The sequence below is a fragment of the Pantoea cypripedii genome, from assembly GCF_002095535.1.
GTDB classification, from domain to species: Bacteria; Pseudomonadota; Gammaproteobacteria; order Enterobacterales; family Enterobacteriaceae; genus Pantoea; species Pantoea cypripedii.
This window is the reverse complement of sequence record NZ_MLJI01000002.1, coordinates 13,605-26,625: the sequence shown is the minus strand read 5'-3', so window position 1 is coordinate 26,625 and position 13,021 is coordinate 13,605. Positions and strand designations below refer to the sequence as shown.

Below are 13,021 nucleotides of genomic sequence, written 5' to 3'. Positions count from 1 at the left end.
AAATCCGAACTATGCAAAAAAAGAATGACGAACAGGATGTGCGCAGTTTCGGTCGTCTGAGTGATGGCGAAGGCGCTCCGCTGTATGAAGTGGTGAAGCGCCATATCAGTGAATCGATCCTGCAAGGCGAGCTCACGACGGGGACGGTTTTACCCAGTGAAAACAGCCTGGCGGCTGACTTTGGTGTCTCGGTTGGCACTATCCGCAAGGCACTGGCGGCATTGACCAGCGAAGGGATGCTGATGCGGCGGCGTAAAACCGGCACGGTGGTGACCGGCTGGGCACCGCTTCATAACCTGAGCCACTTTTTCCAGTATTTTCGCCTGCACGATAAACAGGGCGGGTTGCTGCGATCCCAGACGTCGCTGCTGGATTACCAGCGTGATGTGGCAAATGAAGCTGAAGCCAGCAAGCTACAGATCGCAGCGGGCGACGCGGTTTACCGGCTGAAGCGTTCGCGCCGGGTGAATGGCTACGCCGCAATGCATGAAACGCTGATTTTACCGGCCACGCGCCTGCCCGATTTCCCCGCACCGGAAGCGTTCCCTTCCCTGCTGTATCGCTATCTGTTTGAACACTATGACATCCGCGTGGCGGCAGTGCGTGAACAGATCACCGCCTGCCTGGCAACGGAAGAAGATGCCCGCCTGCTTGAAGTCGCCATGCCCCATGCGGTGCTGGTGATTGATGAAGTGTCTTATGATCAAAGCGCCGTGCCGGTGATCCTCGCGCATCACCGGTTCAGCACGGAGCATTTTATGTATGTGAATGAGATCCGGTGATCATTTGATCGTTGGTTTTTTTTATACCTTTTAACTGATTATTCAGATGCTCTGGCGTCATCGGTCAGTGAGGCGAGTCAGGTCGCCTCATGACTGTTTTTTTACCAGGCAGTGATCCCCGTTCCTTTATAAACCTGGTCAAACACCTTTTTCACTGCACCATTCTGATATGACGCCACCAGCGTTTTCACCCAGGGCGCGTTGACGTTCTCTTTTTTCACGGCAATAAAGTTGTTATAGGGATTATTTTTTACCCCTTCCTGCGCAATGCGGTCCTGCTTCGTCAGGCCGCTTTTCAGTGCCCAGTCGGTATTCACGATCGCGGCATCCAGATCCGGCACCGAACGACCGATAATACCCGCATCCAGTTCTTTGATGTGAATATGCCGCGGGTTGTCGATGATGTCCGCCGTTGTGGCAAAAATGCCTGCGCCGGGTTTCAGTTTAATTACCCCTTCCCGTTGCAATAAGTTCAGACCACGCGCCTCGTTAGCCGGATCGTTAGGGACACCGATCACCGCACCCGATTTGAGATCAGCCACTGCTTTGACTTTTTTCGAGTAGAGACCGATCGGCCATACCGCAGTATCACCGACACGCACGATATCGTAGTGGTTGACCTTTATTTGATTATCAAGGAATGGCTGATGCTGAAAAGCATTGGCATCGACCTCGCCGTTTTGCAGTGCTTCATTGGGCTGGTTGTAATCGTTAAACACGACGGTTTTTACCGTCAACCCTTTACTGGCCGCCTGTTTCACCACTTCACGCCAGACATCTTCGTCTTCACCACTCATAATACCGACTTTCACGGTGGTTTTATCTGCGGCATGTGCCGTTGTCAGCGGTGACAATAATGCCATTGCCAGCAGGACAGCACCGGTCGTCGCGAATAAACGTGGCATGACTTTATTTTTGTGTGCGAGCATAAGTTATCCCCGAATGATATAGGTCATTAACTATTTACTGTCGTGATGACAGATAGCGGCAGTATACGGAGTTATCCGGGGCGGCATTATGATTTATCTGACAATGTAATTTATAAAATAAACAATGGATAAACCGGGATGCATTTAATTATAAGTGCATCACCGGATTCATCCTTCATGAATTATTACCCGTGCACTGCCGCAGGGTAAGTAAAGAAAAGCAGGTGAGCAATATTGAGTCCGGCATGAAAAAGTACCGCTACCCATAGTCGTCCACTCCACATCCAGGCAAGACCATAGATAACACCGGCGAGAGTCGCAAAGACGACCAGCATCATCCCCCCGGCCAGATGCATTGCGCCAAAAATCAGCGCCGCGATAAACAATGCCAGAACCGGATGCATAAAACCGGACAACCGCTGTTGAAGGTATCCGCGGAACAGCGCTTCTTCGGCCAGTGAAACGAAGAAAATGTTCGCGAACACAAACTGGAGCAACCACGCCGGAGCATGGCTCTCTGGCTTTAACCCTCCGAGCAAAACTGCCACCAGCAGAAGTGCAGGAACAGCGGCAACCAGCAACAACCATTGCCACTTAGCAGGCTTATACGCCGTCACGGAGACAAAAAGTGATCGCATTGCTATCAGCAACACAAATGGCAGCAACGCTTTGTCAAAATTGTAATACATCGAGAACGGCGCACTTTCAGGTCCTGCGCTGGCATGGTCGATAACTTTTACGTTATGGAATCCGGGTATCCAGTGGATCATTAGGCCACAGGCAAATGCCAAAACCAGCACCTCCGTCGTATGCACAACAACTTTTTTATCCCCAAACCGCATACGGGCAATCGCCACTAACAGCAGCGCCGTGAGAAAAAGCCATGCCCGCCAGTCAAGAACACCTGACACTGCCCCGGTAATCACCGTAACCAACAAAAGTCCCGCAGCTGCTTTTTTACTGAACTGCAATAACCACAACGCTAACGCCAGTAAGATCCACATCGTCTGTCCTTAGATTTCAACTCTGATAACAGGGAGTAACGCCTCATAAATTTGATCGTTATGTAACGCCATGATGAGCGGTCTATCACATAACTCATTGAAAATGATTAAAACATATTTTGTGTTTTGTGATGCCGCTCAGATCGAAAAATGAAAACAAGAAAAACATCCATAAGATAACTCCTGATTTACAAAATTACCCTTTTTGGGTACTTTCACATTGAACACTGGTGTGACATCTTACCAGGACCCTTCATTACTTCATGAAATGGTATAAGAATATGAATGCCAGAACCTGGTACCTTAGCATTTCAAAAGACAGTGATGGCTATCACACGTTACATAAAAACACCTGCCGCTTCTGTAATACCAGTGAAGAGATGATTCTTATTGGTTCTTATGAACAGGAGGTTATTGCACTGGATGTCGCAAGCAATAACTTCGGTAAGGTCAGCCCCTGCATCACCTGCATTCAGCACTCTGCCATCCATAAAAATGAAACCGTACCGTTCAATTCGATGCACAGGTAAGATCATGGAAAAATCAGCCTTCTACTATCTTGATAGCAATGTTCTTCATACAAAGGAATGCCGCTATGTCGTCAAAGGGGCCTGTCATTTCCTGGGGTCGGCTTATAGCAGGACCCAGGCAATGTCTATCGCGCGGCAACGCCACAAACATGTTTGCTATTGCAAAGAGTGCTGTACCCGCGAATGGCTTCGCAGCCTTGATGTTGCCACATAATTCATCCCCCCTTATCCGGGAAAGTGGGTACATCTGTAAAATATGAACTGACCCGGGACGGAATGCCGTCCCTTCTGACTGCTGATATTTCGCTTTCTTCATTTTTTAATCTGAAATAAGATGAGTTTTTTACCTGAAGTTCCTGCCGCAGCCTGAGAAATTACTGATTAGATAAGGCAGCACTCCTATTTAACCTTGAAAAATACTCAATATAATTGTTGGGCAATCACGTTTCCATCACACCATCAGATATACAACTAAAAACTTATCAGCAGAAAAACGAATCTCATTACCATACAGTTAATTTAATAAAAACCTCTCCCACAATAAAAAGGAAGAATGACATGAGTCATTACAATGCCGAAAGGATAACGGCGATTGCCAGAAATTGCTGGCGAAAAACTGATACCGTGTGAATGTTAAGTTTATACGGTACAGTCATTGGCGCAGGTGTTCTTTTTTTACCAATCAATGCGGGTCTTGGCGGGATGATACCGTTAATACTGATGACGTTAATCGCGTTCCCGCTGACTTTCTATTCTCACCGTGGGATGACCCGTTTTGTATTATCCGGCAGTCAACCACAAGCCAATATCACCGACGTAGTAAATGGATAGCGAACGGGCGTTTACTTACTTCTTCGCCCGAATGCGCCGAACCTGAGATGGTGAGGATTTCGTCATAGACGCGCACTGGCCTCCAGTAGCATGATCAAGGGCCTTTGAGCATGGCCCGGAACTGTGATTTATCCAGCCAGGCAAGCCGACGCCGAACGGTTTTATTGAGATTTATATGGACGATTTAGATATGAGTGCCTAAATCATCACGGGTTCAGAGATAATGATCAGGGCATGGAAACGATTGTTATTTTTCGATAATTTCATGAGTCATGAATACAAGTAAATGTTTATGCCTGTCATTATACGGGTTATACTATTAAATATAGAGGTATTAAAATTAAGAAATAAACGACTTCTATCTACTGATTGTACATATTGAATCATAATTGATACGCCACATTTCTTTACATTATTCATTTTAAATTAAGGGATAAATTAGAAGATCTATTTTAGAGAAGTTGGGTGCATGGGTTTGAAAAACCTTCACTCCTACTATTAGCTTATTATCATATATCAAATTTTGTTGGCTTTATTCTAATATTATCCAGTTGTTCTAGAGCAGATTTACTCTGTCGATACTCATCTCCCTCAGTCCTTGAAATATATTCGCAAGATAAAGTATTATTCTTAATTCTACTTATTATTCGTTACGCTGCAAATACGAAAACAGTACTGTGCACCTCTAGGTAATTATTCCTTCTTATGCATGTTGCTGCATTTTGGAAGTTAATAATTCGCATCGCTACTTATTAATATTTTTTTATTTTGTGGTGAGATATTACGTGTTTTGAATTGCTAATTGGTTAAGAATGGAAAAATCATAAGAAGTAGTTTTTGTGTTGTTACTAAATTAACTTTCCTTCGATATTTTTTAGTTTTGAACAAATCATTACTAGATTTACTAGTGTTAATGTTCAACTCAATACTGGCAGATCTGGTTATAAAATTCTCGCTGATAATCCCTACTCTTTCCCATCCTGAATGCTTTGATGGGTATTGTTCGATTCAAACGACACTGTATGAGGTATAAAGCATTAAAATTTTCACCTTGCTATTATCGCGCTAACTCATTGAAAAATAACCTTAACCTTCTATTTTTTCATCATGAAAACCTCCAGCCTATGGTGTTTCCATTCAAAATCACTAGCTAGCTAGTCAGCAGCGGCTTTCCGGTTAATTTACGCAGTGACATGACCATCAGCGCACGATTTAATCAGAGCAGTGTCAATCAGGAAATTATGGAGTGATTGCTGGGTTCGCTGAATTATCTTACGGAACAGCACCTGCCGGAAAGTGAGGAAATTCACCGCCTGCGTGAATTGGCCATTCTTTTTGATGAGTTTATTTCGAAAAAAGTTACAACCGCAGAGAGCCGCTGGCGCAGAAGGCGGAGGAAGAGAAAAAACAGCCCTGAAAATCCGAATCCGGACCGGACAAGAAGCCCGGTTTTTTTATTTTACTCTTACGGAGGTATTATCAACATCACTGTAAAGCCCCCCAATGCCACCATCCCCTTTACTATCTTGCCTGACATCAGGCATATAATCTGCCCTGAAGACCATCACTCCTCGGATAAAAGTACCGGTTTAATTCAGATTCATGACTAGAGAATAAAACACTTCCAATCCGTACAATAGGTGAGCATGAAGAATCACAGCAGAAAAAACCCGTCCGTTAATATAACGGAACATACCCGAAGGGAGGACTCATGATGAAAGTCATAATTTACTTACAGGAATAATCCTTTGTTCAGGTGCTCACTATTTTCTGAGTCTCGCTTTCCGCTGGCAGCAGTATGCACGGGAGACATGGCAGGGTAAAATGATGACCGTATTTATACGCTCTCAAGGGATAAAAAACTGCGTCAGCCCGGGCTTAACCCATAAACATCCTCGAACAGATTACTGGTATTCAATGAGGACATGTTTGTTTTCAGCTTTATCTTCAGGAGTATGCCTTCCTGAAAGGTTACTGTCTATAATCGCTTCAGGTCCGGTTTTCTCATCCTCAACCCACATATTTCAGAAAGCATCGCCATCATGATACTGATACCTTCCTGACTCCCTGACACCTTATAAATTAAATCTCGGTTGTAACCATCAAGATCGAATCTATTACGCCCTCTGATGTTTTTACCATCAGGCTGATACCAACCAGTTCATTGACCACTGAAGCGAAATTGATTTCGCCATGCGTCGCGTCATTCTGATCTCACTCTGAACCAGCTCCTGAACCTTACTTTCGGTTTTCTCTTTAAAGTAAATGTTTCTTCTGGCCATGCTATTATCCGCACCGCCTGAACAGGATATTTTCCACACAGTAAATGATAGACATTTCTGTTTTTTACTTCCAGGCTAGACTGCCGAATACGTAAAATAGTTATGTTGTTTTTTTATTATTCTATCAGAAGTCACTGTGTGTCGATCCGGCACTGTGTATTATTTTTTCGGGGTGTGTTAATCCAGCACTGCACCCCGTTTTTATGTGTGTTAATCCGGCACTGCACTCCGTTTTATGTGTGTTAATCCGGCACTGCACCCCGTTTTTATGTGTGTTAATCCGGCACTGCACCCCGTTTTTATGTGTGTTAATCCGGCACTGCACCCCGTTTTTATGTGTGTTAATCCGGCACTGCTGCTGAAAAATTCATTAATAACATATTGATTTAAATCATTAGCCATAATTAACACACCACACAGTGCCGTTTGCAGTGCCGGATTAACACACAATCCGGCACTGCACTAGCACACAATCCGGCACTGCATTAACACACTATCCAGCACTGTAAAGTGTGTTAATTAACACACCTTTTGTCTCATACAAGTCAAATTCGGTAAATACTCATAACTAACATCATGTTTTAAAAGTAAAAAACTGCAAGATGAAATCTTGCGTGGGGTGTGATTAAATCTTTAACCCAAAAGTGGCTTGTGAAATAACCCTCTTTTCATCATTCTAAATAAAATCAGATCCTCGTTAGATACCACTCCCCATAGCGCTGCGTGCGCGTCTGTAACGAATTATCTTTCCCATAGTGAGCTGGGTGAGTATTTTTGACGCAAACGCCACATACTCCTTCCGCGCATTCTGATGAGATTAATTTTATGAAATGGCTAACTGTAACTGGTCTTAACACAATATTCTGCACGCAGGATGAACCGGGAATGTGCTTAAGAAAAGCTGGACATGAATACGGTATTGATCCGCTTCTACTCACGGCGATATCGCTTAAGAAGTCACATCTGAAAATGGATGAGGTTAATAATAAAAAAGGAATAAAACAGAGGATGTCTGCGGGATGCAGGTGAACAGCATTCATTTTCACGCACTGGCAAAATTTGATATTACACTTGAATGCCAGATGAAAGATCCGTGCTTCTGTATTCGCACTGGTACCTGGGTGCTTGTGCACAACTTTCGCGCCTACGAAAAAAGCCAGGACTGTGTGGGAACGTATAATATTGGTGCCAGTCCTGAGTTGGTCACACGCAGACGCGATTACGTGCAGGACGTGCAGGACGTGCAGGACGTGCAGGACGTGAAAAAAATTACCGCATTCTGCTGGCCAGAAATATCATCTACAAAAAAATGAGTGAATCAGAATAAGAAAAGATGACAAAAATGAGACTGATAAAAAGCACATTTCACGAACCATTAAATACAAAATGGTCCAAGTCGGTATTTTTTATTTTTAAACTCACCAATCATAAACCGGCCAGTCATCAGGCACACATCCTTTGTGTTCAAGTATCACAGACTCCACACCGAATTCACGGCCCCCCTCCGTAATAAATCTCAGAGTACTTTCTGAAAGATCTGCACACCGAATTTCATAATAAAGCGTTTCCAGTAGGCCGGGATGAACCATCCAGCCATAGTCAAAATCAATAACCCAGAGTATCCTCTGTGTTTCCCTTAGCATTCCGGCAACCGAGGTTAATATATTCCCACTCTACCACTGAATACAGGACGTCGAGCAGACCAGCGCTTTGAAATTTCATGATTCATAAATTATATCTTCAGACCTTCGGCAGCAAAATACTGGGAAAGTGTTTTGTCACTACATCATTAATCCTCTCTACCAATTCCATCCGTTTAAATATAATATGGGCTATTCCTTTTTTAAACCAGCGTATGCTGTAATACTCAGACTCAAATACTTCAACTTATCTATTCCGATTAAAAAGGTCACGTAACACCCCCCCTCTGACATACGGATGTCCGGCACCGGCTTATTGTCTATAACATAAAATGGCCGCGCCAGAACATCGATTTTTTTGCTGTCCTCTCTGTGTGAGGGAATAAGAAATTCCCCCCATAATCGGATAAAATTAGTGATGATGATTTTTTTCCCTAGCCGGCAGGGATGGTTAGTCTTATAATCTCACGACAGGCTGCGGAACATGTCAATCACGCCGGTTTCAAAGGGAATGGTATAAGGGTATGAGTACCTTCCTCTCACCACTTTCCAGCACCTCATTCCTCTTTCACTGACGGCCCTATTCTTCCCGCTGTTTGCTGGTCATAAAGGTTGTCAACACCACGACTGGCTGGCCGTTTTGGGGGTGCGGACGATTTCCTGGACTCATTGATTATTTAAAACCCAGTTTTTGCCGGTACGTTTCAGGGCTCACCGAGCCCAGCGACAGCTTGATGCGATGGCTATTATACCAGCGTATGTACCCATCCACCTGTTGCATAAAGCCGTCAAGTGTCTCACCCGACCAGTCCCGGCCATAGTACATCTCGTTTTTCTGCCGCCCGAAAAAACCTTCACATGCGGCATTATCCGGAGAACATCCCTTGCGCGACATTGAGCGTGTCAACCCCGAGGCTGATATACGCTGTAACCAGCCCGGCCACCGGTAATGCCCGCCACGATCGCTGTGTATGATCGGGCGTTCGTAGAGTTTCAGCGTGCCGATCGCGCTTTCCAGCATACTGTTGGCCAGCTCTGCGTCAGGTCGTGTGCCCACCACCTTGCCGTCGAAGCAGTCCACGACCGGTGACAGCCACACTTTACCTGCGGGCAGCTGGAACTCCGTGATATCCGTCAGCCACTTCTGATTGGGCAGTACGGCGGTGAAGTCCCGGGCAAGAAGATTGGCAGGTGCCGGTCCGATTTCTCCGCAGTACGAGCTGTAACGCCGGCGACGGGCTGTGCTGACGACAAGTTTTTCCTCTGACATCAGCCGGCGCACGACTTTTTCTGAGAGCCTGACACCTTCATGGCGGAGCATTGCGTGCAGACGACGATAGCCATAACAGCAGTAGTTGCCGTGGAAGATCTCTGCCAGTGCAATACGTATACCCGCATGTTTATCACCGGCACGCAGCGTGGCCCGGTGGTAAAAATAGCTGCTGCGGGCCAGCTGGAGGATACTCAGCAGCGCCGGCAGCGGATACGCCTCCCTGAGGGCATCAGCGACCTTCGTTTTTTCTCTGTTTGTCAGAGCGCTGGCGCTGATGCCCGGGCCTTTTTTTATTATTTCATCCGCCTTCTTCAGGATGTCGTGCTCCATCTGCAGCTGCCGGATTTCCTGCAGGAGCTTATCCCGCTCACTGCGCAGTGCGTCGATTTCTTCATCTGCACTGGGTATGCTGCGTTTACGCATAGCGCTGTATGCCTCATCACCGATGACCTCGTCTTTCCATTTATACAACACCTGACGGCTGACACCCGCGTCCTGTGCGATATTTCGGGCGGATTCACTGCGGGTACATAGCTCTCTGACGGCCTGCCGCTTTACTTCCGGCCTGAAGGGGGCATTCGGGTTTTGCGTTCCGGTAAAAATGCGCCGCTTCCCCGGGTGAAGTTCATCTAACCAGCGGATAAGGAGTGCGCTGCAGGGGTATCCCAGCGTTCTGCGGGAGCAGCCGTGCGTAAGATAATGGTCAACGGCAGCTTGTTTCTGCGCATCAGAGTAGCGTTCTTTGCGGGGCAGACAGCTGATGTCACCGCCACAGGCTTCCCATGCCCGGACCCAGCGCCTGAGATTACGTTCGGTGGGGTAGCCCAGTTCACGAATGACAGCGGTAATCTTTCTGCCGTATTTAAAATAGAGCTCAATCGCACGAATGCGATCCGCTTCAGTAAACATATTTTATCTCCTGAGAGTCCAGGAAATCGTCCGCACCCCCTTTTAGGACTTATATCAGTCGCGCCGACAAGAGCTCGCCATTCTCCAAAATGGCCGCGACATACTTCGCGAAACGCCTGACATGAAGTATGTCTTTATCGAAAAATATCAGGCTGAGTTAAGTATCAAAGCGATGTACCGGGTACTCCGGATCGCCCGTAGCAGCAGGTATGCCTGGTGTCGGTGTCTCTATCAACTGAACTGGTGACTGCTGTTCCGTCAGGTCTGCGATGCTGCAGTCCTAAAGGATTTCAGTGATACAAAACAACGGTATGGCGCACCGCGGCTTACGGATGAGCTCTCAGCGTACAACATCAAAACTATCGCCTCCAGCCTGCGTCGTCAGGGACTTCACGCGAAAGCTGCCTGGAAATTCAGGCCGGTCAGCTACCGTGAGCATGGACTGCCGGTGTCAGAAAACTTGCTGAAGCAGGATTGTTACGCCGATGGCCCGAACCAGAAATTGGTAGGCCACATCACTTACCTTCTCACAGATGAAGGCTGGCTGCATCTGGCAGTGGTGACGGGCCTCTGGCCGCGGTCAGTTTTTGGCTGTTCGATGTCATCGCGGATGACGGCACAACTGACCTGCGATGTGTTACAGATGGCACAGTGGCCGCAAACGTCCGGAAAATATCATTGTGCATACGTATCGGGGTGAACAATACTTCTTAGCGGACTACCAGATATTACTGAAGCGTCATAATCTGCGCGGAAGCATGAGCGCCAGAGGCTGCTGTTACGACAATGCCTGCGCGGAAAGTTTCTTTCACTCACGGAAGGTGGAACGCATCCACGGCGAGCGCTCTTTGAGCGAGAAGATGATGCGGACGACAGTATTCAATTATATCAAGTGTGATTACAGCCGATGGCGTCGGCACAGTGCGTGTGGCGGATTCAGCACGGAACAATTTGAAAACCAGAACCTCGCTTAGCGTCGTGTATACATTAAGAGGATCATTACACATGGCGATCTCCTCTCGGGACATAGTCAGTATCCCGAATAACTCCAGAAATGAAGGGGCGTTTTACCGAGGTACTTACACATGAACTAACGTATTACCAACTTGGATCTGCAATTTTACCGGGTCAATATCAAAAACCTCATATACCTGTTGCAGACGTACAGTATAACCCGGGTAAGGGAAAAATAAGGTAGCGCAGGTTAATGAAGCAATAAAAAACCAATTCATAAGAATACCATGAATATAAAATAGTCATCTGAGTGTATGGGAGAATGGTTTAGTTCAATCTAATTATCAGATAAATAATCAGACAGAACATATGAATTTACATAAACATCAGTTCACTTGAATATAATCAGCATATCAATATCATAAACAGTACTTAACCGTATCACACACTCCGGCAGAGGGATGGGCTCACAGCATTTTTAATATGTAAATTGCATCAGATCGTTTTTAAAATCACTTCAATCATTTTATCATAAGATTAATGAGATAATTATAAAAAAACACGAACTTGTGATGGTGGAGAACCTTTTTTTATCGGAAGAGAATAATTTTGAAGGAAATATTGATGGAATCTCTGTACCGAGATTAGTCACTGATAAAATTAGTCTGTTTGATAAGCATGAGACTTCAGTAACATTTAATCCTAAAATAAACTTAACCATCACGGCAATCAACAAAATTTTGACAGCTCGCTATTTTTCGATGAATAATTAACACTGCGAGTCAGCATATCTACGAAGATATTATACAACATTGTTTGGATACTGTTAAATTAATTCTTAAAGTTGGCCTGACTTCACCATGAAGATCACACTAAGAGAAAATGACTCCCTAAGGAGCCATTAGACTGCAGCTAGTCTCTGAGTTTAGCCCCTTTAACACTCTCAAGCACCTGCTTAATCGCCGCTTCGATTTTATCCACCGTATCCTTAGGTAACCTGACAAATTCATAACTAACAGAGCGCTTCTCTGCATTCACTTTACGACGCGCCAGCAGATTGCGATCTTCAAAGTCAGCCAGTTTTTCCGTGATCAGAGGCTTCGGTTTTTTGGGTACCAAGTTGCGTTTCGCTGAACGGAAATAGCTGAGTATTTCTGTTTTCTGCTCATCCGTAGTCATACTGTCATCACGGTTTACACTCATCATGGTGCGAACCTGCTCAGCCAGATCACTGATCTCAACGCTTTCTGCTTTGGCGTTATCTGTCACATCAAGCAATAGCTGATAGTCAGGCAACGTGAGCTCAGAGACTACTGGAAACAATGCAATCAGTTCTGCCGGAACAGATGCAGCCTGAAACGCACGGGTCACTTTAGCGTTTGAGATCCCTTCCGCTTTTGCAATCTCACTTTTGCTCATGCCGTTTTCATGCATGATGGCAAAACGTAACCCGAGTTCCCGCAGATTATGTTCTCTGGCGGTCTGAATGTCGGCAGCTAACTGACGCGCATCGCTAATATCCAGTTCATCTGTTGTGACCAGCACTTCAAGACTGGCATCTGCGAACAGGCAGGCAGCACGACGACGTGAACCGTCCATAATCTCGATTCGCCCATCTTTCAGTCGGCCAATCGCGGGAAAGAATTGCTGTAAACCAATGGTCCGCGTGATGTCTTTGACAGATTCTTCCGTCAGCGTGGCCTGATCACGACCATTGACCTGCGGGTCAACATAGGTTTTCTGCTCAATATCGCCATGCGGAATGAGCTGACGGGCAAAAGTCGCTGTCTTGCCCGATTTTAACGTGAAAGTTCGCGAGGTATTGCTGCTGTCAATGAAGCTGGCAATTGCAGTCTGGCCCATGGTGCGGCCGATACGTTGTACCGT

The 13,021-nt window shown here is 45.9% G+C and carries 11 protein-coding genes and 3 pseudogenes; 7 read left to right on the top strand and 7 right to left on the bottom strand.

Translation table 11 applies throughout. The features are described from left to right. The first annotated feature begins 11 nt into the window (after positions 1 to 11). The gene (locus HA50_RS21160) at positions 12 to 782 is read left to right on the top strand and encodes a GntR family transcriptional regulator (protein ID WP_084878710.1); all 771 of its coding nucleotides are present in this window, start codon (positions 12 to 14) and stop codon (positions 780 to 782) included. Between the two features lie 101 nt (positions 783 to 883). Here HA50_RS21160 and HA50_RS21155 read toward each other — a convergent pair whose 3' ends face one another. Both HA50_RS21155 and HA50_RS21150 read right to left on the bottom strand, forming a co-directional pair. Continuing rightward, positions 884 to 1,711, bottom strand: coding sequence for a MetQ/NlpA family ABC transporter substrate-binding protein (locus HA50_RS21155; protein ID WP_084878707.1), 828 nt, complete (start codon positions 1,709 to 1,711; stop codon positions 884 to 886). Positions 1,712 to 1,896: 185 nt separating this feature from the next. Further along, a complete protein-coding gene (locus tag HA50_RS21150; protein ID WP_084878705.1) occupies positions 1,897 to 2,715 on the bottom strand; it encodes a CPBP family intramembrane glutamic endopeptidase in 819 nt (272 codons plus the stop codon). Between the two features lie 281 nt (positions 2,716 to 2,996). Between HA50_RS21150 and HA50_RS21145 the strand changes: the two genes are divergently transcribed. The 4 genes and pseudogenes from HA50_RS21145 to HA50_RS21120 all read left to right on the top strand — a co-directional run bounded on the left by HA50_RS21145 (position 2,997) and on the right by HA50_RS21120 (position 7,671). Next, on the top strand, positions 2,997 to 3,245 hold the full coding sequence (locus HA50_RS21145; protein ID WP_139810989.1) for a hypothetical protein: 249 nt from the start codon (positions 2,997 to 2,999) through the stop codon (positions 3,243 to 3,245). A gap of 558 nt (positions 3,246 to 3,803) precedes the next feature. Then, a pseudogene (locus tag HA50_RS21135) lies at positions 3,804 to 4,067 on the top strand (HAAAP family serine/threonine permease); the annotation flags it as partial. Positions 4,068 to 5,326: 1,259 nt separating this feature from the next. Further along, entirely contained in the window at positions 5,327 to 5,686 is a 360-nt protein-coding gene (locus HA50_RS31760; protein ID WP_209904788.1) for a hypothetical protein, read from the top strand. Between the two features lie 1,691 nt (positions 5,687 to 7,377). Further along, positions 7,378 to 7,671, top strand: a complete 294-nt coding sequence (locus HA50_RS21120; protein WP_084878697.1) for a transglycosylase SLT domain-containing protein — start codon at positions 7,378 to 7,380, stop codon at positions 7,669 to 7,671. Positions 7,672 to 7,776: 105 nt separating this feature from the next. Here the strand turns inward: HA50_RS21120 and HA50_RS32285 are convergent, their stop codons facing one another. From HA50_RS32285 to HA50_RS21110, 4 genes and pseudogenes are all read right to left on the bottom strand, one after another. Beyond that, a complete protein-coding gene (locus tag HA50_RS32285; RefSeq protein ID WP_476739505.1) occupies positions 7,777 to 8,022 on the bottom strand; it encodes a DUF5983 family protein in 246 nt (81 codons plus the stop codon). A 76-nt stretch (positions 8,023 to 8,098) separates the two neighbouring features. After that, positions 8,099 to 8,227: pseudogene (locus tag HA50_RS32170) on the bottom strand (DUF4942 domain-containing protein); the annotation flags it as partial. Further along, positions 8,191 to 8,406 (bottom strand): hypothetical protein, encoded by a 216-nt coding sequence (locus tag HA50_RS32165; RefSeq protein WP_420851488.1) that lies wholly within the window; start codon positions 8,404 to 8,406, stop codon positions 8,191 to 8,193. The gene HA50_RS32165 and the pseudogene HA50_RS32170, both read right to left, overlap by 37 nt. A 265-nt stretch (positions 8,407 to 8,671) precedes the next feature. Continuing rightward, positions 8,672 to 10,180 (bottom strand): IS3 family transposase, encoded by a 1,509-nt coding sequence (locus tag HA50_RS21110; RefSeq protein ID WP_084878695.1) that lies wholly within the window; start codon positions 10,178 to 10,180, stop codon positions 8,672 to 8,674. Positions 10,181 to 10,241: 61 nt separating this feature from the next. Here HA50_RS21110 and HA50_RS21105 point away from each other — a divergent pair. Both HA50_RS21105 and HA50_RS31190 read left to right on the top strand, forming a co-directional pair. After that, a pseudogene (locus tag HA50_RS21105) lies at positions 10,242 to 11,154 on the top strand (IS3 family transposase); the annotation flags it as partial. A 552-nt stretch (positions 11,155 to 11,706) separates the two neighbouring features. Further along, positions 11,707 to 11,907: a hypothetical protein gene (locus tag HA50_RS31190; RefSeq protein WP_139810988.1), complete on the top strand. Its 201-nt coding sequence runs from the start codon at positions 11,707 to 11,709 to the stop codon at positions 11,905 to 11,907. Between the two features lie 139 nt (positions 11,908 to 12,046). On the opposite strand, the gene HA50_RS21100 is transcribed toward HA50_RS31190, so the two are convergent. After that, entirely contained in the window at positions 12,047 to 12,997 is a 951-nt protein-coding gene (locus HA50_RS21100; RefSeq protein WP_084880109.1) for a ParB/RepB/Spo0J family partition protein, read from the bottom strand. Positions 12,998 to 13,021: the final 24 nt, after the last annotated feature.

Coding starts and splice junctions, on each gene's coding strand:
- HA50_RS21160 (WP_084878710.1), top strand. CDS start 12: ATGCAAAAAAAGAATGACGAACAGGATGTGCGCAGTTTCGGTCGTCTG.
- HA50_RS21155 (WP_084878707.1), bottom strand. CDS start 1,711: ATGCTCGCACACAAAAATAAAGTCATGCCACGTTTATTCGCGACGACC.
- HA50_RS21150 (WP_084878705.1), bottom strand. CDS start 2,715: ATGTGGATCTTACTGGCGTTAGCGTTGTGGTTATTGCAGTTCAGTAAA.
- HA50_RS21145 (WP_139810989.1), top strand. CDS start 2,997: ATGAATGCCAGAACCTGGTACCTTAGCATTTCAAAAGACAGTGATGGC.
- HA50_RS21120 (WP_084878697.1), top strand. CDS start 7,378: ATGCAGGTGAACAGCATTCATTTTCACGCACTGGCAAAATTTGATATT.
- HA50_RS21110 (WP_084878695.1), bottom strand. CDS start 10,180: ATGTTTACTGAAGCGGATCGCATTCGTGCGATTGAGCTCTATTTTAAA.
- HA50_RS31190 (WP_139810988.1), top strand. CDS start 11,707: ATGGTGGAGAACCTTTTTTTATCGGAAGAGAATAATTTTGAAGGAAAT.
- HA50_RS21100 (WP_084880109.1), bottom strand. CDS start 12,997: ATGGGCCAGACTGCAATTGCCAGCTTCATTGACAGCAGCAATACCTCG.